The 20,560-nt window shown below is 72.1% G+C and carries 18 protein-coding genes; 6 read left to right on the top strand and 12 right to left on the bottom strand.

Annotation, left to right across the window (positions count from 1 at the left end; translation table 11 throughout):
• Nucleotides 1-17 precede the first annotated feature (17 nt).
• A complete protein-coding gene (locus FHX39_RS10715; RefSeq protein ID WP_183338291.1) occupies nt 18-323 on the bottom strand; it encodes an EthD domain-containing protein in 306 nt (101 codons plus the stop codon).
• A 61-nt stretch (nt 324-384) separates the two neighbouring features.
• The gene (locus tag FHX39_RS10710; RefSeq protein ID WP_183338289.1) at nt 385-948 is read right to left on the bottom strand and encodes a hypothetical protein; all 564 of its coding nucleotides are present in this window, start codon (nt 946-948) and stop codon (nt 385-387) included.
• Between the two features lie 131 nt (nt 949-1,079).
• On the opposite strand from FHX39_RS10710, the gene FHX39_RS10705 reads away from it, so the two are divergent.
• Nucleotides 1,080-1,736 carry a TetR/AcrR family transcriptional regulator gene (locus tag FHX39_RS10705; protein ID WP_183338287.1) on the top strand — a complete coding sequence of 219 codons (657 nt, stop codon included), beginning with the start codon at nt 1,080-1,082 and terminating at the stop codon, nt 1,734-1,736.
• A 23-nt stretch (nt 1,737-1,759) separates the two neighbouring features.
• On the opposite strand, the gene FHX39_RS10700 is transcribed toward FHX39_RS10705, so the two are convergent.
• The 4 genes from FHX39_RS10700 to FHX39_RS10685 are packed head-to-tail and all read right to left on the bottom strand — an operon-like array spanning nt 1,760 to nt 8,761.
• On the bottom strand, nt 1,760-3,427 hold the full coding sequence (locus FHX39_RS10700; protein WP_183338285.1) for a beta-N-acetylhexosaminidase: 1,668 nt from the start codon (nt 3,425-3,427) through the stop codon (nt 1,760-1,762).
• A gap of 11 nt (nt 3,428-3,438) precedes the next feature.
• A complete protein-coding gene (locus tag FHX39_RS10695; protein ID WP_183338283.1) occupies nt 3,439-6,360 on the bottom strand; it encodes a glycosyl hydrolase 2 galactose-binding domain-containing protein in 2,922 nt (973 codons plus the stop codon).
• Nucleotides 6,357-7,322, bottom strand: a complete 966-nt coding sequence (locus tag FHX39_RS10690; RefSeq protein WP_183338281.1) for an ROK family protein — start codon at nt 7,320-7,322, stop codon at nt 6,357-6,359. Before FHX39_RS10690 ends, FHX39_RS10695 begins: the two co-directional genes overlap by 4 nt.
• A complete protein-coding gene (locus FHX39_RS10685) occupies nt 7,319-8,761 on the bottom strand; it encodes an APC family permease (RefSeq protein ID WP_183338278.1) in 1,443 nt (480 codons plus the stop codon). Before FHX39_RS10685 ends, FHX39_RS10690 begins: the two co-directional genes overlap by 4 nt.
• A gap of 93 nt (nt 8,762-8,854) precedes the next feature.
• Between FHX39_RS10685 and FHX39_RS10680 the strand changes: the two genes are divergently transcribed.
• Nucleotides 8,855-10,030: an ROK family transcriptional regulator gene (locus FHX39_RS10680; protein ID WP_183338276.1), complete on the top strand. Its 1,176-nt coding sequence runs from the start codon at nt 8,855-8,857 to the stop codon at nt 10,028-10,030.
• Here the strand turns inward: FHX39_RS10680 and FHX39_RS10675 are convergent.
• From FHX39_RS10675 to FHX39_RS10650, 6 genes are all read right to left on the bottom strand, one after another.
• Nucleotides 10,027-10,812, bottom strand: coding sequence for a ThuA domain-containing protein (locus FHX39_RS10675; protein ID WP_183338274.1), 786 nt, complete (start codon nt 10,810-10,812; stop codon nt 10,027-10,029). The genes FHX39_RS10680 and FHX39_RS10675 overlap by 4 nt on opposite strands.
• The gene (locus FHX39_RS10670; RefSeq protein ID WP_183338271.1) at nt 10,809-11,603 is read right to left on the bottom strand and encodes a sugar phosphate isomerase/epimerase family protein; all 795 of its coding nucleotides are present in this window, start codon (nt 11,601-11,603) and stop codon (nt 10,809-10,811) included. The genes FHX39_RS10675 and FHX39_RS10670 overlap by 4 nt, the downstream gene beginning before the upstream one ends.
• Nucleotides 11,600-12,685, bottom strand: coding sequence for a zinc-dependent alcohol dehydrogenase (locus FHX39_RS10665; RefSeq protein ID WP_183338270.1), 1,086 nt, complete (start codon nt 12,683-12,685; stop codon nt 11,600-11,602). Before FHX39_RS10665 ends, FHX39_RS10670 begins: the two co-directional genes overlap by 4 nt.
• A 72-nt stretch (nt 12,686-12,757) precedes the next feature.
• Nucleotides 12,758-13,666, bottom strand: a complete 909-nt coding sequence (locus FHX39_RS22120) for a carbohydrate ABC transporter permease (RefSeq protein ID WP_183338268.1) — start codon at nt 13,664-13,666, stop codon at nt 12,758-12,760.
• A gap of 1 nt (nt 13,667) precedes the next feature.
• Nucleotides 13,668-14,585 (bottom strand): carbohydrate ABC transporter permease, encoded by a 918-nt coding sequence (locus FHX39_RS10655; protein WP_183338265.1) that lies wholly within the window; start codon nt 14,583-14,585, stop codon nt 13,668-13,670.
• Complete coding sequence (locus tag FHX39_RS10650) at nt 14,585-15,886, bottom strand: ABC transporter substrate-binding protein (protein WP_183338263.1); 1,302 nt, start codon at nt 15,884-15,886, stop codon at nt 14,585-14,587. The genes FHX39_RS10655 and FHX39_RS10650 overlap by 1 nt, the downstream gene beginning before the upstream one ends.
• Nucleotides 15,887-16,046: 160 nt before the next feature.
• Here FHX39_RS10650 and FHX39_RS10645 point away from each other — a divergent pair, with 160 nt between their 5' ends.
• From FHX39_RS10645 to FHX39_RS10630, 4 genes are all read left to right on the top strand, one after another.
• Nucleotides 16,047-17,078 carry a LacI family DNA-binding transcriptional regulator gene (locus FHX39_RS10645; protein WP_183338261.1) on the top strand — a complete coding sequence of 344 codons (1,032 nt, stop codon included), beginning with the start codon at nt 16,047-16,049 and terminating at the stop codon, nt 17,076-17,078.
• A gap of 82 nt (nt 17,079-17,160) precedes the next feature.
• A complete protein-coding gene (locus tag FHX39_RS10640) occupies nt 17,161-18,759 on the top strand; it encodes a serine/threonine-protein kinase (protein ID WP_183338259.1) in 1,599 nt (532 codons plus the stop codon).
• A gap of 98 nt (nt 18,760-18,857) precedes the next feature.
• Entirely contained in the window at nt 18,858-19,613 is a 756-nt protein-coding gene (locus tag FHX39_RS10635; protein WP_232530611.1) for a CDP-alcohol phosphatidyltransferase family protein, read from the top strand.
• 22 nt (nt 19,614-19,635) lie between these two features.
• Nucleotides 19,636-20,553: a DMT family transporter gene (locus FHX39_RS10630; RefSeq protein ID WP_183338257.1), complete on the top strand. Its 918-nt coding sequence runs from the start codon at nt 19,636-19,638 to the stop codon at nt 20,551-20,553.
• Nucleotides 20,554-20,560: the final 7 nt, after the last annotated feature.

Genomic DNA, 20,560 nt, shown 5'->3' with positions numbered 1-20,560 from the left:
ACTCGGAGGCGTCGGGACTACTGGGCCTCGACGTCGGAGAAGAGCCCCGTGAACGTCGTCTGCGTGGCCCCGAGCTGGCCGAAGACCTCGCCGGCCGCGGGTGTCGTGACCGCCGCGGACGCGTCGTCGTAGCTCTCGAAGTAGAGGTCCAGCGTGCGGTGGGCCGGCGTCGGCGTGCCGTCCTCCTTCGGCCACACCTTGGCCGACTCGAGGCGCTGGAGCTTGGGCAGCGTCCGGGCCGCCGCGACGATCCCCTCGTACGCCTGCTCGAAGGCCGCCGGGTCGGTGGGGTTGTCGATGATGAGCGTGATCTTGGTGGTCATGTCGCGTCCTTCGGGTTCGTCCGTCGCCGCCGGGAGCACGAGACCGCGCCCCCGGTAGCCATCATCGTCCGGCCCGCGCCGAGCGCTGCAGGCGGAGGCCCGAGACGAGGAAGAAGAGGCCGCGCAGCGTGGCGTAACCGGCGAGGCTGGTGAGCGACGCGGTCGACGACGTCGACTGCAGGACGAAGCCGGTGCCCGCGAGCACGGAGATGCCGCCGCTGATGATCATCGGCCACTGCCCACCGAGGGCCCGGCGCCCGACCGCGACGACCAGCTGCACGATCCCGGCGGTGATCGCCCACACGCCCCAGACGGCGAGGACCGCCGGGAGGCCGGAGGTGACGGCGAAGCCGAGGCCGATCACCGTGAGGAGGCTCAGCGCCATGTTCACGAGCAGGGCGGGTGCGGGCCGCGTGGCGCGAGAGGCCCGGTGGTCGACGACGGCCGCCGCCAGGTCGACCAGCGGGTAGAGCAGCAGCAGGGCGACGGCGACCGGGGTCAGCGTGGTGGCGAGCAGGACCACGAGCAGCGCCCACACGATCGCGAAGCCGAACCGGGCGAGGTAGAGCCGCCGCAGGGTCAGGGAGCGGGGTGTGGAGGTGGTGCGGGCGTCGAGCGTGGTCATGAGGGGTCCGTCCCGATGAGCAGGGCCGTGGTGGCCCCGCGTACGAGATCGAGACTAGCATCAGAAGTTCCACGTGGAACTTTTTGGTGGCCCGAGTTGAGGGCCGCCGGCGGAGCGATCATGATGCGTCCATGCCGAGCGAGAGCGACGCGCCCACCGACCGGGCCACCGGACCCGGGTCGCGGGGGCCGTACCCCAAGGGCGTACGGCGCCGTCAGGAGATCCTCGACCGGACGATCGAGGTCTTCGCCGACGTCGGGTTCGAGGGCGCGAGCCTGCGGGCCGTCGGCGAGGCGATCGGTGTGAGCCACGCGGCGCTGCGGCGCTACTTCGACACCCGCGAGGAGCTCTTCCTCGAGGTGCTGCGGGAGAAGGACCGGCAGGCGATGGCCGAGGCGCGGGGCCGCGACCACGACGACCACGACGACGGCAGCGACGTCCTCGGCCTGGCTCGGAGCCTCGACGCCTACGCCTCGCAGGTGCCGGGGCTGATGGCCCTGCGGCACAGCATGGTCGCGCGCGCCCTCGAGGCGGGCAACGAGCACTCGCGCGCCTTCTTCCTGGAGCGTTACGCCGCGCTGCGCGGCGAGGTGCTGAGCACCCTGACCCTGGCGCGTGCCGCGGGCGTCGTGCGCGACGACCTCCCCCTCGAGGCGGCGGCCACCCTCGTCATCGCGACGCTCGACGGACTCTCCACGCAGTGGCTCCTCGACCCCGGGCTCGACATCCGCCCGAGCATGGTGCTGCTCGAGCAGCTCCTCACGCCCCCGCAGCCGCACGTCGGCTGACGGCGGCTGCGGCGGCGCGAGGCTCAGGCGAACCGGCGCCAGGCGACCTCGGGCGCGGCGTAGAACGTCGTCCCGGCCGCCCGCCAGCGGGGAGCCTGGGCGGCGAGCTGGACGAGGTACGGCTCCAGCGCGTGGGTGCGTTCCGGCGACCAGCCGAGCTGCGCGATGCCGGCGAGCCGGGGGAACGCCATGTACTGCGCAGCCGAGACGTTCGTGATCGTCTCGGTCCAGACCGGCGCGAGCACGCCGGCCACCGCGGACGCCGGGACGCCCGGCACGAGGGTCGCCGGGTCCCAGTCGTACGAGGCGGGCACGGGGACGATCCCGGCCCAGTCCTGGCCGAGCGGGGTCGTGGGCGCGTACTTCATGTCGAGGTAGGCGTGGTCCGCGGGCGCCATCACGAGCTTCTCGCCCTCGCGGACGGCCTCCTGCGCGAGCTCGATGTCGGCCTCGGAGCCGGCGGTGCCCCAGTAGGCGGCGACGCTGCCCTTCTTCGGGTCGGCGGCGGCGGTCTGGTGCCAGCCCCACATCGTCTTGCCGTGGCTCCGGACGTCCTTCTGCGCCGCGTCGACGATCTTCGTGTAGTCGGCGGGCGTCGTGCTGGCCGCCTCGTCGCCGCCGATGCTGATCCAGCGACCGGGGGTCAGGTCCGCGATCTCGCCGATCACGTCGTCGAGGAAGCGGTAGGTGACGGCCTTGCTCGCGCAGAGCGAGCTGAAGCCGACGTCGGTGCCGGTGTAGCGATCAGGTGCCTTGCCGTCGCAGTTGAGCTCGGCGTAGCTGGCGAGCGCGGCGTTCGTGTGCCCGGGGACGTCGATCTGCGGAACGAGCGTGATGTGGCGCGCGGTGGCGTACGCGACGATCGTCCTGTAGTCGGCCTGCGTGTACGAGCCGCCCGGCGTGCCGCCGGTCTCGAGCGCGCCGCCGTACGAGGCGAGGCGCGGCCAGGACCGGATCTGCAGCCGCCAGCCCTGGTCGTCGGACAGGTGCAGCACGAAGGTGTTGAGCTTGAGCGGGACCATCGCGTCGAGGTAGTGCTCGACCTCGGCGACGCTCATGAAGTGCCGGGCCACGTCGAGCATCGCCCCGCGGACCGCGTAGCGGGGGTGGTCGGTGATCTTCACCTGGGCCACCGACCAGGCCGTGCCGGTGATCTTGTCGTGCCGCTCGACGGCCGAGGGCATCAGCTGGCGCAGGGTCTGCACGCCGTGGAACAGGCCGGTGTCGGTGCGCGCGGTGATCGTCGCGGCGGTCCCGTCGACGTCGAGGGTGTAGCCCTCCTTACCGAGCCGCTTCGGGCCGCCGACCCGCAGCACGACCCGGTGGGCCGCCGTCGAGCCGTGGACGACCTTCCAGTCGTAGCCGGTCGGCGTCCGGAGGAATGTCGCCAGCCCGGCCGCCACGGTCTCGGTGCTCGGACGCGGGTGCTTCCCGACGTCGATGACGCTCGTGGCGTCGAAGGTGAGCGTGCCGCTCCGGGTGACGAGCGAGCTCGGCGTCGGCAGGATGCGCTGCTCCGGTGTGGCGATCGCGTTCCCGTCGCGGCCCGGGTCCTCGGCGCGTGGCGTGAAGGACGGTGGCGCGGCGGCCGTGGTCGGGTTTCCGGTGGCGTAGGCCACCGGGGCGGTCAGCGCGAGGCTGCCGGCCAGGACGGCGGAGGCGACGAGCGTCGTACGGAGTCGGGTGCGCATCGGTGGGCCCTTCAGTGGGTGGCGGTGGGGACGTTCCAGCCGCCGACGGTGACCACGGGGTGGTCGCCGTGCAGCTGCCGGCGGGCGTACGTTGCGGTGATCGTCTGGCTCTCGCCCGGCGCCAGGCTGGTGTCGTTCGCGCTCCAGGTCGCGGTGCGCACCTGGTCGTCGCCCCCGCGCCGGTGGCCGCTCGCCGTGCCGCGCCGGACGTCGGCCCGGAGGAAGAACGCGGTGGCGGAGGACGTGTTGGTGACCGTGACCGCCGTCGTGGCGGTGCCGCCGTGCCGGGTCGTCCGGGTCGTGACGGAGACCGTGGCCCGGGCCAGCCCGTGCAGCCCGGTGAGGTCGCCGTACTGCGTCATCGTCGCCTGCGGGTTGCCGAGCGTCTTGCCCCAGTCGACGACGTCGGCCTGCGTGGAGTACCAGTACGTGTTGCGGTCGACGACCGTGGACCCGCGGCGCAGGACGAGCTCGACGAGGTAGGTCGACGCCTTCGCCGGCGTCGTGGTGGTGGCCGGCACGCTCAGCGGCAGGACCCCGTTGCGGACCTGCTGGCCGGCCAGGCCGAGAGCGCCGCTGCGCCGGGCGTCGAGGACGGTGCCGTCGGTGCCCACGACCTTCGCGTCGACGGTGAGGTCCGACGCCGCCTGCCCCGTGAGGTTGTCGACCGAGACGGTCTTCGTGCTCGGGTCGAACAGCGCGTGCAGGGGACGGTTCGCCTCCTGCGCGCCGAAGAAGCTGCCGGCCTGGTCGTAGTCGGCGTTGTAGAGCGCCCACAGCAGGGTCGGCCAGCCCTTGTTGGCCATCCAGTAGATCGTCCCCGTGGAGGGCGTCCTCGGGTCGGCCGAGTGGAGGATGAACGCCTCGAACTGGGCCCGGACGTTCTCGTAGTTGGCCAGCTGCGCCTCACGCACGTAGCCGTCCAGGTCGGACCAGGAGCCGTAGCGCTTCGTGAGCGCGGTGTCGAAGTTGTCCAGCGTGCCGAAGGCGTAGCCGGTCGTGCCCGTCTCGGCGTTGGCGTGGTACTGGTTCGCCTTCGGGTCCTGCCAGAGCTTGCGCTGGTCGGCCGGGGAGAGGAAGCGGTTCATCGAGTCGCGGGTCGGGACCGTGTGCCCGGCGCTCTCCTCGCTGTCCAGCGCCCAGGCGCCACCGGCGTTGGTCAGGCTCGAGTCGTCGGCGTAGGACGAGTGCTCGCGGTCGTACCAGTAGGACGGCGGGACCCAGTCGTACGGGCCCTCCTTCTCCCCGGCGAGCCCGAGCTGCGGCGACGACTTGTACTCCGCCGACGCGAGCGTCGGGACGTCGAAGTCCTCGGCCGCGAAGGCCTTCAGCGTGACCGCCTCCTGCGGCGCGGTCGGGTTGTTGTCGCTCCACTGGAACGTGAAGACCGACGGGTGGTCGCGCAGGCTGCGGGCCACCCCGTACGCCGACGCCGTCAGCACCCCGAGGTCGTGGCTGCTGGTGGGGGTGTCGGTCGGCAGCTCCCAGGCGTCGCAGCACGAGTAGCCCGAGGCGACGAGGATGCCAGCGTCGTCCATCTGGTCGTAGAAGTCCTGCGGCATGAAGTGGCCTTCGACGCGGACCGTGTTCAGCCCGGCGCTCTTCAGGAGCCGGATCTGCTGGGCCGTGTCGGCGGCGGAGTAGCGCAGGAAGAGGTCGGGGTCGAAGCCGCCGCCGCGCAGGACCAGCGGTTGCCCGTTGATCGTGTACTGCCGCACCCCGCCCGGGGCCAGGGGTCCGGCGCCGACGAGGGCGCTGCTGGTCGTCCGGACGCCGAAGTGGCTGGTCGTGCTGTTGACCAGCGAGCCCTGCGTCGCCAGGGCGGTGACCAGCGTGTAGAGCGGCTGGGCGCCCATCCGGTACGGCCACCAGACCTGCGGGTGCCGGATCGTCAGGGCGGGGTCGTCCGCGGGCGTGATCGACACCTGCGTGGTCCCGGCCCCGACGTCGACCTGCTTGGTCACGTAGACGGGGGCCACCGCGTCGTCGGGGGCGACGACGAGCGCCGCGACGCTGGCGTGCTGCATCCGGCCGGTCACGTTCGTGACCTTCGCGGAGACGGTGAGGCGCGTGCTCGACAGGTCGGCCGACGTGTCCTGGACGACGTGGCTGTCGCTCAGCTCGACGCCCGCCGAGCTCTGCAGCTGGACCGGGAACTGGATTCCGGTGTTCTGGTCCGGCGGGATCTGGGTCCAGTCGATGTTGGAGACGGTGAAGTACTTGAGCGGGTCGTTCGGGTAGACCTTGATCGCCACCGTGTTGGCGCCCTTCGCCCGCAGCAGCCGGCTGACGTCCAGCCGGTGCTGGGTGTACGCCCCGGTGATCGTGCTGCGCGTGGCGACGCGGGTCCCGTTGACCCAGACGTCGGCCTCGCCGACCACGCCGTTGGTGATCAGCTCGGCGTGGTCGCCGTGCTTCGGGGTGGCGAAGGTCGTGCGGTACCACCACGGCACCGCGAACCGCTTCACCGTCTCCGGCCCGGTCTCCTGGGTGCCGAAGCACTTCTTGAGGTTGTCGGAGTAGAAGACCTTCGGGCAGGCACCGTTCTGCAGCAGCGCGTTGATCTCGGTGCCCGGGGCGCCGCCGTCGTCCGGCTTCACCGGCAGCCACCGCTTGGTCGAGTGACCGGTCTGCGAGACCGCGTTCCCGGAGCCGTGCTCGGTAGCCGTGCTGACGACGCGCCAGCCCTGTCGGCCCAGCGTCGTCGTCCCGAGGTCGGCGGGCGCGTCGGTGCGCAGGAGCCGGCTCAGGTCGCCCTGCGCCAGGGCTGGGGCTGAGGCGGGAGCGCTGGGCGTCGTCGGCGATGCCGACGGAGCCGCCGCGGGGGCGGGCGTGGGCGTGTCGGCGCTCGCCGCGCCGCCGCCCAGCCACGTCGTGGCGAGGACCAGCGCCGAGGCGGCGCTCACGACGGCGAGCCGGCGGGACGTGATCATGCGAGCTCCTGGGTGGGGAGGCGGTGCTGCGGCGGGGGCGTACGGGTCTGGTGGTCCTGGAGCGCGTCGGCCGCCAGGTGGAGGGCCCCGACGAGCGGGGCGTCGAAGGTGTGCCGCGCGGCAACGACGGTCGGGGCGACGGGGGCGCCGCGCTCGACCGCACGCCGGAGCCGGGGCAGGAGCGCGTCGGCCGCGTTCATCAGACCGCCCGCGACCACGACGACGTCGGGGTCGAGCAGGCAGCAGGCGTTGACGAGCGCCACGTCGAGAGCGGCGAGCGCGGGCTCGAGCGCCGACCGCACCGACGCGTCGTCGGCCCGCAGCGCCTCGACCACCGTGGTCGGTCGACCCGCTGCCCGCGTGGTGGCCTCGTCGAGCACGCGGCCGCCGACCAGCTCCTCGAGGGGCGCCCGGTCGTCGCCCGCGCCGGCCTGGCCGGGCGCCGTGTGCTGGTAGGCCACCTCGCCCGACGCGCCGTGGGCGCCGGTCAGCACGACGCCGTCGACCACCACCGCCATGGCGATGCCGGTCCCGAGGTTGACGTAGAGCCCGGTGGTCGCGTCCCGGAGGCCGCCCGAGCGGTGCTCGGCCAGCGCGCCGGCCTTCACGTCGTTGCCGACGACCACGTCGACGTCGTCGCCGATCAGGGCGCCGAGACCGGAACGGACCGACGCCGCGAAGTGCAGGTCCTCCCAGCCGCCGATGGTCGGCGCCAGCAGCACCCGGTCGGTCTTGGGCACGCCGGGGCTCACCGCGCCGACGGCGATGACCCGGACACCGTGGGCCTCGACCAACGACCGCGCGAGCGCGCAGGCCCGGCGGACGACCTGCTCGGCGCCCTCGTCGGCGCGGGTCTCGATCTGGCCCCGGGCGACCACCTCGAGCTCGGGCGTGGCCAGCGCGACGCCGACCTTGGTCCCGCCGACGTCGACGCCGAGCAGGACCGGACGGGCCTGGGTCACGCGGTCACCGCGGCCGGCTGCACCGACTCCGGTCCGCCCTGGTCCTGCGCCTCGAGGTAGGCCTCGTGGATCTCCACCGGGGCGAAGGGCCACGAGCGCCGCACCTTGGCCCAGATCAGGAAGGCCACCAGCCCGGCGACGATCCAGCCGATCGAGAGCAGGATCGACAGGGTCGTGGCGGAGACGTACACGTAGACCCAGCCGACCAGGGCCACGATGCTGGGGATCGGGTAGAGCCACTGCTTGTACGGCCGGTGCAGGGTCGGCTGGCGGCGTCGGAGCACGGTCAGCGCGGCGATCTGGGCGATCGACTGCACCAGCACCGCCACGGCCGTCAGCATGTTGATCACGGTCGAGAGGTCGAGCAGCGAGCCCAGCGCGGTGACGACGCCCATGAAGATCAGGGCGACGTACGGGAAGCCGCCCTTGGGCGCGAGCCGGGCGAAGACCGGGAAGAACACCTTGTCGCGCGCCGCGTTGTAGGGCACCCGCGAGCCGCCGAGGAGACCGGCGAAGACCGAGCCGAACGCGGTGATGATGATCAGCACGGTGACGACCGCCGCGGCCGTGTGGCCCCAGTTCGTGGTGACGGCGAGGCTCGCGACCGAGGTGGACTGGGCGACCTGCTGCCACGGCACCGCGCCCATGACGCCGACGTTCAGCGCGAGGTAGATGACCATCATCGCGAGGATCGAGAAGACGATCGAGCGCGGCATGGAGCGGCCCGGGTTCTTCAGCTCGTCGCCCATGTAGGCCGTCGTGTTGTAGCCGAGGTAGTCGTACACCGCGATCAGCAGGCCGGCGCCGAGGCCGGTGAAGAACTTGCCGTCCAGGTGGAACGCGCCGGCCGGGAAGTCGAAGGCGAGCTGCGGGCTGAAGTGGGAGTAGCAGGCCGCGATCGTCAGCACGACGGTGACGAGCATGACCACCCACAGCACGGTGGTGAGGACGCGGATCGACTCGATCTTGCGGAACAGCGCGATCATGACCAGGACGACGACGCCGACGCCGATCGCGTGGATCTCGAGCCAGCTCATGTCCGGGAAGAAGAACCCGAGGTACTGCACCAGGCCGATCACGCCGGTCGACATGATCAACGGGATGCTGATCACCGCGGTCCAGGCGAAGAGGAACGGCATGAGCTTGCCCGTGCGGTACTGGAACGCCTCGCGCAGGTAGAGGTACGTGCCGCCCGCGCCGGGCATGGCGGCGCCGAGCTCGGCCCAGACCAGCCCGTCGGTCAGCGCCAGCAGCGCGCCGACGATCCAGCCGAGGATGGCCTGGGGCCCACCCATGGTCGCGACCATGAGCGGGATCGTGACGAACGGCCCGATGCCGCACATCTGGGTCATGTTGATGGCCGTGGCCGTCACCGTCCCGACGGTGCGGCGGAACTGCCCGGTGGACGCGGTGGGAGCGGCGGTCGTGCTGGCGGGCATCGGGTTCTCCTGCGGTGGTCCGGTGTTGTCCGCGACATTAGTAAGACTGTCTTCTTAAGCGCAAGAGGCAGGCGGGGCTGACATGATGTTTCGGTGCCAGGACGTTCCGCGCTGAGCGCCGCCGTGTCCTCGACGGGCAGCGTCCGGGTGGCCAACGAGCGGGCCGTGTACGACGTCCTGTGCCGTGGGGGCGGGCTCTCCGCCCCGGAGCTGGGGGAGGTGACCGGCCTCTCCAAGCCCACCGTGGGCCTCGCCCTGGCCGAGCTCGAGCAGCTCGGGCTGGTCGAGCAGGCGGGTCGGCGGCGGGGGAGCACCGGTCGCGCACCGCGCCTCTACCAGCTCCGGCCGTCGGCGGCAGGAGCCCTGGCCATCGACGTCGGCCGCTCCTGGGTACGTGGGGCGCGGGTCGACCTGGCGGGGCAGGTCCAGCAGCGGGCCGAGCTCCGGGCGGACGGACGTTCCGCGGACGCCCTGGTCGACCAGGTCCTCCGGCTCGCCGGGGACCTCGGCGCCGCCGACCACCACGTCAGCCACACCGTGCTCGGCAGCCCCGGCGTCTACGACCGGGCGGCCGACGTCATCCGCCTGGCCCCGAACCTGCCCGGCTGGGAGACCAGCTCGGTGCTGAGCCGGCTGCGCGCCGGGCTCCCCGGTGACCTGGTGGTGGAGAACGACATCAACCTGGCGGCGCTGGCCGAGCTCGACGACCTCGCCCGGCTCGACGACCCGGTGGACACCTTCGTCCTCGTGTCCGTCGGCACCGGCCTGGGCATGGGCATCGTCAGCGGCGGCCGGCTCCTGCGCGGCGCCCGCGGCGCGGCCGGCGAGATCTCCTACCTGCCCGCGGACCCGTCCTCGGCCGTCACCTCGACCCGGCTGGAGGAGCTCACGGGCTCGGCCTCGATCGTCCGTGCCGCCCGGGAGGCCGGGCTGGACCTGCCGAGCGCCGAGGCGGTGTTCGACGCCGCCCGCCACGGGTCGGCCCCGGCCCAGGACGTCGTCGCGGGCGAGGCCGAGCGGCTGTCGCTCGCGCTGGCCGCCGTCGTGGCTGTCCTCGACCCGCCGCTGATCGTCCTGGGCGGGGGCGTCGGGCGCAACGGCGACCTCCTGCTCGGCCCGGTCCGGACGGACCTCGGGCGCCGCCTGCCGCTCGCGCCGCCCGAGATCCGGATCTCCCGGCTCGGGACCGACGCGCCGCTGCAGGGCGCGGTCGCCGACGGGCTCGCCCGCGCCCGGCACACGGCGTTCGCCGTCGCCACCAGCGCCTAGGCCGGACCCGCTCCCGTCAGCCCGCCGCCGCTGAACCAGGGCCTCGGCTCGTCCACCACGTGCGGGGCGACGAAGTCGGCGACCTCCTCCGGCCGCGCCCAGCCCACCGCGTTGGCGAGGACCCGCTTGACGTCGGGGTGGTGGTAGACGGGGTAGTCCTGGTCGCCGGGGGAGAAGTAGAAGACCTTCCCCTTGCCGCGCCGCCAGCAGCACCCGGAGCGGAACACCTCGCCGCCCGAGAAGGTCGACAGGAACACCTGCTCGTCCGGTGCCGGGATGTCGAAGTACTCGCCGTACGTCTCCTGCTCCTCGATGACGATCGGCATCGGCACGCCCTGCGTGATCGGGTGCGACGGCGACACGTTCCAGACCAGCTCGGCGTCGGCCGAGTTCCGCCAGGCCAGCGAGCACGTCGTGCCCATCAGCCGGGTGAAGATCTTGGAGAAGTGCGCCGAGTGCAGGACGAGCAGGCCCATCCCGCCGAGCACCCGCTGCCGTACGCGCTCCACGACCACGTCGTCGACGTCGGCGTGGGCCACGTGGCCCCACCAGGTCAGCACGTCGGTGCTCCCGAGGACCTCGTCGCTCAGCCCGTGCTCGGGCTGGTCGAGCGTCGCCGTCCGGGTGGTGACGGCGTCGCCCAGCAGCTCCACGAGCCCGGCGGCGATCGCGCCGTGCATCCCGTCGGGGTAGCGCTCGGCCATCGCCGCACGGTCGCGCGCGGAGTGCTCGTGGACGTTCTCGCCCCAGACGGTGACGCGGACCGGTACCGCCCCGCTCACGGGCGCAGCACCTTCGCCACGCGCGGCAGCACGTCCCCGGTCGGTCCGCTCAGGCCGCACTCCATCGCCAGCCAGCCGTCGTAGCCGATGCGGTCGAGCGCCTCCAGCGTGGCGGGCCAGTCGTAGTGGCCCGCACCCGGCTCGAGCCGGTTGCTGTCCCCGAGCTGGACGTGCTGGATGTGGGCTCCGGCCTGCTCGATCGCCTGCGCGCAGTCGACCTCCTCGATCGACATGTGGTAGGTGTCGGCGATGACGGCGACCCCGGGAGAGCCGACCTCTTCGACGACCGACACCGCGTCGGCGAGCGTGTTGACCAGGTAGTCCTCGTACCGGTTCAGCGGCTCGAGGAACAAGGTCGCCCCGACGCTCACGGCGTGCGCACCGACCTCGGTCAGCGCCTCGACGAGCAGCCGGCGCGACTCCGCCTGGCTGCGCGGCGGGTCGAACGGCGGCAGCTTGGTCGAGAAGGCGCCGAACGCGTTCGGGCTCACGATGCCCAGCCCGCCGGCCACGACGATGGTGCTGAGCAGGTCCTTGAGGTCCGCGATGGCCGTCTGGCGGGCCTCGGGGGCGAACGAGCCGAGGAACGTCGGCGTGTGCATCACCGCGGAGCACATCACCACCCCGGCGTCGCGGGCCCGGCGCAGCTCGTCAGCCCGGCCGGCGAAGATCCCGCCGCCCTGGCCCGACAGCTCGATGCCGTCGAAGCCGCAGTCCAGCGTGAACTGGAACTTCTCCATCAGGGTGTCGCCCGGCAGGGTCGACTCCTGGGCCGCGATCCGGTAGCTCATGCCGACGCCCCCGTCCCGGCCTGCGCCGTGCTCTGGGAGGCCTCGTCGTCGAAGGTCAGCACGACCTGCAGCGCGTCCTGCGGGTTGTGGTCGAGGAGCTGGAAGGCCTCGGGCGCCTGCTCGATCGGCATCGTGTGCGTGATCAGGTCGGTCAGCCGCAGGCGGCCGCGGGTGGCCAGGTCGATGGCCGTGCTGGCGAGGCGGTACTCGTTCCAGCGGTGCTGCAGCGCCGGCGCGACGCCGGAGATCTGCGAGCAGATCACCTGCACGCGGTTGTGGTGGAACTCCTCGCCCAGCCGCAGCCCGGCCCCGTCGCCCTGCATGAAGCCGGCGGCGCAGACGCGGGAGCTGTAGGCCACGGACCGGATGGCCTCGTGCAGCGCGCGGTAGTTGCCGGTGATCTCGAGGCAGACGTCGGCGCCGCGGCCGTCGGTGAGGTCGCGGATCCGCTCGGCCACGCTCCCCTCGCCCGCGTCGAGCACCTCGTCGGCGCCGAGCTCGGTGGCCAGGGCCCGGCGGCCGGCGATGTTGTCGACCCCGATCACCCGCGCGCCGTTGAGCCGGGCGAGCTGGGCCGCGATCTGCCCGGGCACCCCGAGCCCGAAGACGGCGACCGTCTCCCCGACGTGGATGTCGGCGTCCAGGGTGACGTTGAGCCCGATCGCGGCGATCTGGGAGAAGATCCCGATCCGCGGGTCGGCGACCGGCGACAGGATCCGGCGGCTCGCACGCTCGGCCTTCTGCGTGGTGAAGGCGCGGTGGCCCCAGGTGCCGTACACGCGGTCGCCGAGGGCGATGTCCTCGGCGTCGGCCCCGACCTCGACGACCTCGCCGACCTCCTCGTAGCCCCAGCCGTCGACCGGGTACTCGAAGCTGGTCGAGCCGTCGACGAACAGCCGACGCTCCTCGTCCCACTTCTTGGTGAGGTACGGGTTGCTGCCGCGGTAGGCGGTGAGCTCGGTGCCGGCGGAGATGCCGGAGAACAAGGTCTTCAGGCGGACCTCGTCCGCACCGAGGGGCGGCAGCTCCTCCTCGATGACCTCGGCCACGTGGGGTGAGGTGAAGCGGACGACTGAGGGCATGGTGGAGCTCGCTTTCGGGCTGGGTGCGGTGTGGTGCAGGGAGAGGGAGGGTGGAACGGACGGTGCGGGGGCCTAGCCCTTGACCGCGCCGGAGATGAAGCCGGCGGTGACCTGCTTCTGCAGGACGACGAAGAGCACGATGATCGGAAGGATCGTGATCAAGGTGCCTGCGGCGAGCGGTCCGATGTCGATCGACCGGCCGCCCATGAAGTTGTAGAGGCCGGCGGTCAGGGGTCGGTAGGTGCCGCCGGGAAGGTAGAGGAGCGGGACCAGGAAGTTGTTCCAGGTGGAGATGAAGGTGAAGACCGCCAGCGCGCCGATCCCGGAGGTGACCAGCGGGAGCATCACCCGGGTGAAGATCCGCCACTCCGAGCAGCCGTCGATGCGCGCCGCCTGCTCGAGCTCCTCGGGCAGGTCGGAGAAGAACGCGCGCATGAAGAACGTGCCGAACGAGATGCCCGTCGAGGTCAGCACGAGGATCGCGCCGGCCAGGGTGTCCAGCAGGTGCATCGACCGGAGCTGGAAGTACAGCGGGATCATGAACGTGAAGAACGGCACGAGCAGGCCCAGCACGACCAGGTAGAACAGCAGCGACCGCCCCGGGAACGGCAGCCGGGCGAAGGTGTAGCCCGCCATCGTGGAGATCACGATGATCAGCACGGTGCTCGGCACCGACAGCAGGATGCTGTTCAGGAGGTAGTCGTCGAAGCCGCCGGCCGTCCACGCCCGCACGATGTTGGCCGGCGAGAACGAGGTGAACAGCCCGAACGGGTTGGTCTTCACGTCGCTGTCGGTCTTCAGCGTGGTGGAGACGACCATGAGCACCGGGATGATCGTCAGGAACGACAGCACGATCAGCACCAGGTGCCGGACGGCCAGCGTCGCCCTGCGTCGGGGGGAGACCCGGTTCTTCACCGGGGCCGCCGAGCGCTCCTGCGTGGGCTCCGCGTACGTCGGACGGGGTTGGGTCGAGGTGGCCACGTCAGGCTCCGGTTCCCTGGAGCGACACGCGTCGCTGCAGGCGGTTGAGGGCGATCGCGAACGGCACGGACAGCACCGTGATCAGCAGCGCCAGGGACGTTCCGTAGCCGATCCGGCTGAGCTGGAAGGCCTGCTCGTACGCGTACGTGCCGATCACGTCGGTGGCGCCGGCGGGACCGCCGCCGGTCATGATGAAGATGATGTCGAAGACGCTGAAGCCGCCGAGCAGCGTCAGGGTCAGCACCATCAGGAACACCGGCATGATCTGCGGCAGGATGATGTACCAGAGCTGCGCCGGTCCGCCGGCCCCGTCGATCCGGCTTGCGTCCACCATCTCGACGTCGACGTTCCGCAGGGCCGCCACGAAGATCACGATGGCGAACCCGGTGCCGCCCCAGATCGCGGTGACGAGGATCGCGTAGAGGGCCCACTCGGGGTCTCCCAGCCAGCCGCGCTGCAGGCTGTCGAGGCCGATCGCTCCGAGGCCCCGGTTCAGCAGGCCCTGGACCGGGTCGTAGATCCAGCCCCAGACGATGCCGATCGCCACCCCCGGCAGCACGTACGGCAGGAAGAAGCACAGCCGGTAGACCAGGCTGCCCCGCCGTACGCCCCACAGCAGCAGCGCGATCAGCAGACCGAGGACCAGCGGGACGACGGTGCCGACGACGATCCAGATGGCGTTGTTGCCCAGCGCGTGCCAGACGAGGTCGTCGGTGAACATCTCGCGGAAGTTCGCGAGCCCGATGAACGGCGGGCTGGCGCTGATGCCGTCGAAGTCGACCACCGAGTAGACCAGCGCGTTCGCCAGCGGCACCAGGAAGAACACGATGATCAGCACGACCACCGGGAGGACCAGGAGGATGCCCAGCCGGCGCTGGGCCCGCCGGGTGACCAGCGGCGCCAGGCTCGCCGTGGCCATCAGGCGGCGGGCTTCTTGTAGCTCTTCTGCAGCTGGGCGGCGACCTTCTCGGGGGTGCTCTGGCCGCTCAGGATGCCCTGGACGCCCTTCCACATCGCGTTGTTGAACGCGTCGTTGGTCAGCACGTCGATGTTGTAGCCGAAGTCCCCGGTGCCGTCCGCGATCTTGGCGGTGTCGTTCAGGACCTGGGTGAAGAGCGGCGAGGCCTCGATCCCGGTGGTGTCGACGGGGTACGCGGGGATGTCCTGCAGCTTCTCCACCGCCCACTTCCCGTGCGCCGGGCTCATCTGGTAGTTCAGGAACTGCTCGGCCGCGTCGACCTTCTGGCTCGTCGCGGAGACGAAGGTGCCGGACCCGAGGCCGCCGCTGAAGATGCCCTTGCCGGTGCTCGAGGGGAAGGGGATGAAGCCCACCTGGAACTTGGCCTGCCGCTCGATCTCCTGCGCCAGCCAGCTGCCGGTGGGGTTCATGGCCGCCTTGCCCGAGTAGAAGAGGGCGTTGGCGTTGTCGTAGCCGACGGCGGTCGGGGACGGGGTGAGCAGCTTCTGGTCGTACATGTCGCCCCACACCTTGAGGGCGTTGACGACGGACGGGTCGTCCCAGGGGGTCTCCCCGGAGAGCAGCTTGTCCATCCCCGCACTGCCGACCTCGCTGGACAGCGCCATGCTCAGCAGGTGGCCGCCCTCCCAGCCCTCCTTGTCGGCCAGGGTCATCGGGATGACGCCCGAGTCCTTGATCTTGGTCGACGCGGCCATCAGGTCGCCGAGGTTCTGCGGCTCCGCCAGACCGAGCTTGGCGAACATGTCCTTGTTGTAGAAGACCCCGACCTCCTCCAGCTGGCTGGGGATGCCGACGATCTTGCCGTCGAAGGTCACCCGCTGCTTGGCGAAGTCGTAGACGGGCCAGTCGTACTTGGCGTACGCGTCGGTCAGGTCGTGGATGAGCCCGGCCTTGGCCAGCGCCCCGGCGAACCCGGGGCCGGTGTCGTAGCCGAAGACGTCCGGGCCCTTGCCCGACCGCAGCTGCGTCTGCAGGATCGTCTTGACGTTCTCGCTCGGGACCACGTCCAGCTTGACCGTGATGCCGTTGCTGCCGGCCTCGAAGGTCTTGATGTCGGCCTTGATGTTGGCCAGGTCCTCCGGGCTCTCCGGCTGCCCGATCAGGTAGCGGATCTCGACCGGGCCGCTGGACTGCTGCGGCGCGCTCGACTGCTCGGCGCCCGTCGTGCCGCCGAAGCAGGCGGCGAGGCTCAGGACCAGTGCGCTCGCACCGAGCGCGGTCAGGGGTGTGCGTGTCCTCACGAATGACTCCCTTGTCACGGATGGACGTCCTCGTGGCCACCCCGCGACCGAAGGAGCAGCGGGTCTTGCCGAGAACGACTTCTAACGTTAGAACTGTGATCCAGACCGGAGCCGGATGTCAAGATGCCGGGCGACGACACGCAGAAGGAGCGGTGATCTCATGAGCGTCCCCGACACCGTCCGACCCGCGCGGATCAAGGACGTCGCCGCCCTGGCGGGCGTCTCGCTGAAGACCGTGACGAACGTGGTCCACCAGCGCCCCAACGTTGCGGCCGAGACCCGGCGCCGGGTGCTCGAGGCCATCGACGAGCTGGACTACCGGCCCTCGATGATCGGGCGCCAGCTGCAGAGCGGGCGGAGCAACATCTTGACCCTCGCCGTGCCGCGGATCGACGAGCCCTACCTCGGCTCGCTGGCCCACGCGCTCATCGCCGCCGCCACGCCGCGCGGCTACACCGTGCTGATCGACGAGACGGGCGGGCGTCCGGAGCGCGAGCGGCAGGCGTCGGAGGGCTACCCCGGCCACGGGATCGACGGCGTGATCTTCTCCGCGATCGCCCTCGACCCGCAGCACCTCGCCGCGGTCAGCACGCGCAGCCCCCTCGTGCTGCTGGGGGAGCGGGTGCCGGGCAGCTCGGCCGACTACGTCGCGATCGACAACGAGCAGTCGGCCCGCGAGGTGGTCGCACACCTGCTGGGCCTCGGGCGACGCCGGATCGCCTTCCTCGGCGACCAGCCCGGGCGGCCCACCACCGTCGGGGCCGCGCGACGTCGTGGGTACGACCGCGAGCTCGGCGAAGCGGGCATCGCGCTCTCGCCCGACCGGGTCGTCGGGGCGGACCGCTTCACCCGCCAGGAGGGGGAGGAGCTGGCGGCGACGCTCTGGCGGGGGGACCACACGATCGATGCCCTGGTCTGCGCCAGCGACCTGCTCGCCGTGGGGGCGATGCGCGCGCTGCGGCGGCTCGGCGTCACCGTGCCCGACGACGTCGCCGTCACGGGCTGGGACGACACGATCGACGGCTGCTACAGCTCGCCGAGCCTGACCACGGTCGCCACCGACCTCCCGGTGCTGGCCGAGCGGACCCTGGACGCGCTGTCGCGCCGGGTCGACGGCGACCGTTCCGAGGGCGCCACGTTCGTGGTGCCCCACCGCCTCGTCGTACGGGAGTCGAGCACGTCGGTCGGCTGACGGCCAGACCCACCCCCGCCCTCTGTCGTAGGCTCGGCGCTTTGCCGCTGGGCGACGAGCCGGGCGATGGAGGGGGAGCGCGATGGCCGAGCCGGGCACGTTCCTCGCCGACCGCTACCGGCTCGTGCGCGAGGTCGGCCGCGGCGGCATGGGCGTCGTCTGGGAGGCGTGGGACGAGCGCCTGGAACGTCCCGTCGCGATCAAGGAGCTCAAGCCGCAGCCCGGCCTGAGCTCCGAGGAGGCCGAGCTCGCGAAGAACCGGGCGATGCGCGAGGCCCGGATCACCGCCCGGCTGCACCACCGCAACGCGGTCCCCGTCTTCGACGTCGTCGAGCACGCGGGCCAGCCCTGCCTCGTCATGCAGTTCCTGCCGTCGGTCCCGCTCTCGGCCGTGCTCCGCGAGAGCGGGCCGCTGGGCGTGCACGAGGCGGCCAAGGTCGGCGCCCAGGTGGCGTCCGCGCTGGCCGCCGCGCACGAGCTCGGGATCGTGCACCGCGACGTCAAGCCGGGCAACATCCTGATCACCGACGACGGCACCGCGCTGATCAGCGACTTCGGGATCTCCCGCGCGCTCGGCGACGCGACCCTCACCTCGACCGGGCTGGTCCACGGCACGCCCGCCTACCTCGCCCCCGAGGTCGCGCGGGGCGCCGAGTCCAGCCACGCCTCGGACGTCTTCTCCCTCGGCGCCACGCTCTACGCGTGCCTGGAGGGCGGCCCGCCCTTCGGCACCGACTCGAACTCGATCGCGCTGCTCTACAAGGTGGCGTCCGGGGAGTTCGCTCCGCCGGAGCGGGCCGGTGTCCTGGCCCCGGTCCTGACGGAGATGCTGCGGCCCGACCCTGCCGTACGCCCGACGATGCGGGAGGTCGGGGGGCAGCTCGCCGCCGCCGAGGCCGGCGACGCGATCCCGGCCGCGACGCTGCTGATCCCGGTGGAGCCGCCGTTCGCCGACGAGGTCCCGTCCTTCGAGGCCCCCGCGGTCGTGACCGGGACGACCCAGGTCCGTCCGTCCGTGGGCCCGCCAGTCGGTCCGCCGCAGGACCCGCCCCCGGGACGTCGCCGTCGGCGCGGGGCCTGGGTCGCGGTCGCCGCCCTGCTGGTCGTGCTGGTCGTCCTCGGCACGGCCGCAGCCCTGGGCCGGCTGGGGTCCGACGCGGCCGGGCCGGGCCCGACCACGTCACGTTCCGCGTCGAGCACCCCGTCGAGGTCGGCCTCGGGAACCGCGTCGAGCTCGGCCTCGAGCACGGAGAGCGCGGAGGGCGACGACTCCGAGTCGCCCGAGCCGACGCCCTCCGCAACGACGCAGACACCGTCGGCGAGCCCCTCAGCGAGCCCGACGGCGACCGCCAGCGATGGTCAGCCGACGGCGGCCGAGCTCGAGGACGCGATCACCGGCTACTACGCGCTGGTGCCGGACGACACGGACGCGGCCTGGGCGCGGCTGACCTCTGACTACCAGCGCGGCACCTCCGGCGGGCGGCAGTCGTACGAGCGCTTCTGGGACCAGGTCGAGCGCGTGTCGGTCGCGAAGGTCGAGGCTCAGCCGCCGTCGCGGGTGGAGGCCACCGTCACCTACCGGCGTGACAGCGGTACCGCGGTCGAGCGCACCTCGTTCCGCCTGGTCCGCGAGGACGGCGTCCTCAAGATCGCCGCGTCGTCGGTCCTGGGCAGCGGCTGACCGCTGGAGCGTCCGGGTTCCGGACGAGACACGGGGGATTACGGTGCGTGGCAGACTCTCGCCGCGTGCCCCCGACGCCCAGCTTCCAGGAGGCACGCTTGCTGACGCTCGAACTCCCGTCCAGACCCACCGGCTCGGTCCGGGCCCGGGTCGCGGGCTGGGCCCTGCACGTCTACACCGCGAGCGGCAGCGTGCTGGCCCTGCTCGCCGTCCTCGCCGCCGTGGACGGTCGGGTGGACGAGGCCCTCTGGGTCCTGCTGGCCGCTCTCGTCGTCGACGGGACGGACGGCATGCTCGCCCGTCGGCTGCGAGTCTCGGAGACCATCCCCGGCTTCGACGGCGCCCGGCTCGACGACATCGTCGACTACCTCACGTACGTGTTCGCCCCCGTCGTGCTGCTGCTCTGCACCGGACGCCTGCCGGGCGGGACCTGGGGGCTCGTCCTCGCGGCGCTGCCGCTGCTGGCGTCGTGCATCCAGTTCTGCCGCAAGGACGCCAAGACCGAGGACCACTACTTCCTCGGGTTCCCCAGCTACTGGAACGTCGTCGCGTTCTACGCCGTCGTCCTCGACCTGAGCCCCGCTGTCGTGGCGGTGGTCCTGGTGACCTGCTCGGTCCTGGTGTTCGTGCCGATCAAGTACCTCTACCCCTCGCGCGCCCGGCGCTTCCGCCTGCTCAACCTCGGCCTGGCCGGGCTCTGGCTGGTCCTCTACGCGGTGATCCTGGCCGGCATGCCCGACCCGAGCCGCGTGGCGCTGGTCCTCTCGCTCGCGTACCTCGCCTACTACCTGCTGGCCAGCGTCCTGCTCACGGTGCTCCAACGCCTGCGACGGGTGCGACTCCTCGCGAGCTAGTGCCGTACTAGAGTCGCGAGCGATGTTCGCCGCAGTGCTGGCCCTGGCCGCCGCCGTCGTCTTCGGCACGGCGACGGCGCTGCAGCACCACGCGGCGAGCGGGATCTCTCGCGCGGACCCGACCGCCGGCCACCTGTTCTCCCGGCTGCTGCGCCGGCCCGGCTGGGTCGCCGGTCTCGCGCTCAGCGGCGTCGCGTTCGCCCTCCACGTGGCCGCGCTGCACGAGGGGCCTCTGGCCCTCGTCCAACCGGTCGTCGTCACCACCACGGTCTTCGCCGTCTTCGTCCGGGCGGCCCTGGACCGTGCCCTCCCGGACCGGACCGAGGTCCTGTGGGGCCTGTGCGCGTGCGTCGGTCTCACGCTCTTCGTCGTGGTCGCCCGGACCCGGCCCCCCAGCTTCCGCGGGGACGAGCGGATGGCCGGGGTGTTCGTCGCGGTCGCCGTCGCGGCGGCCGTCCTGATCGTCGTGGTGGCGCACCGGACCCACGCCCCCGTACGCCGCGGGTTCCTGCTCTCGGTCGCTGCGGGGATCCTCTATGGGACGACTGCGGGGCTGGTCAAGGTGGCGACCTCGTTCGCCCGGCCAGGGCCGGGGCCGGGGGGGCCTGGGCCGGGTCCGGGTCCCGACCTGCTCCTGCACCACTGGGCGGTGTGGCTGGTCGCGCCGGCCGGCCTCAGTGCGTTCTTCCTGAGCCAGCGAGCCTTCCAGGCCACTCGGCTGTCCGTCACCGCCCCCGTGCTGAACATCGTCGACGTGCTGGTGGCCGTGGCCTTCGGCACCGTCGTCTTCGGCGACCGGTTGTTCCTGTCGCCGGGGCAGCTGGTCGCGGAGCTGGTCGGGGTGACCATGATCGGGCTCGGCATCTGGCGGCTCGTCCGCGAGGACGAGCGGCTCCACGAGGACCACGTCGAGCAGAGCCCGGCCGTCCGGTCGGGCTGAGCTCAGG

This window comes from Microlunatus antarcticus (assembly GCF_014193425.1).
Classification (GTDB): domain Bacteria; phylum Actinomycetota; class Actinomycetes; order Propionibacteriales; family Propionibacteriaceae; genus Microlunatus; species Microlunatus antarcticus.
This window is presented reverse-complemented; position numbering and strand designations above follow the sequence as displayed.

Excerpts from the sequence above, each read along its gene's own strand:
- FHX39_RS10715 (WP_183338291.1), bottom strand. The coding sequence starts at position 323 with ATGACCACCAAGATCACGCTCATCATCGACAACCCCACCGACCCGGCG.
- FHX39_RS10710 (WP_183338289.1), bottom strand. The coding sequence starts at position 948 with ATGACCACGCTCGACGCCCGCACCACCTCCACACCCCGCTCCCTGACC.
- FHX39_RS10705 (WP_183338287.1), top strand. The coding sequence starts at position 1,080 with ATGCCGAGCGAGAGCGACGCGCCCACCGACCGGGCCACCGGACCCGGG.
- FHX39_RS10700 (WP_183338285.1), bottom strand. The coding sequence starts at position 3,427 with ATGCGCACCCGACTCCGTACGACGCTCGTCGCCTCCGCCGTCCTGGCC.
- FHX39_RS10695 (WP_183338283.1), bottom strand. The coding sequence starts at position 6,360 with ATGATCACGTCCCGCCGGCTCGCCGTCGTGAGCGCCGCCTCGGCGCTG.
- FHX39_RS10685 (WP_183338278.1), bottom strand. The coding sequence starts at position 8,761 with ATGCCCGCCAGCACGACCGCCGCTCCCACCGCGTCCACCGGGCAGTTC.
- FHX39_RS10670 (WP_183338271.1), bottom strand. The coding sequence starts at position 11,603 with ATGAGCTACCGGATCGCGGCCCAGGAGTCGACCCTGCCGGGCGACACC.
- FHX39_RS10665 (WP_183338270.1), bottom strand. The coding sequence starts at position 12,685 with ATGCCCTCAGTCGTCCGCTTCACCTCACCCCACGTGGCCGAGGTCATC.
- FHX39_RS10655 (WP_183338265.1), bottom strand. The coding sequence starts at position 14,585 with ATGGCCACGGCGAGCCTGGCGCCGCTGGTCACCCGGCGGGCCCAGCGC.
- FHX39_RS10645 (WP_183338261.1), top strand. The coding sequence starts at position 16,047 with ATGAGCGTCCCCGACACCGTCCGACCCGCGCGGATCAAGGACGTCGCC.
- FHX39_RS10640 (WP_183338259.1), top strand. The coding sequence starts at position 17,161 with ATGGCCGAGCCGGGCACGTTCCTCGCCGACCGCTACCGGCTCGTGCGC.
- FHX39_RS10630 (WP_183338257.1), top strand. The coding sequence starts at position 19,636 with ATGTTCGCCGCAGTGCTGGCCCTGGCCGCCGCCGTCGTCTTCGGCACG.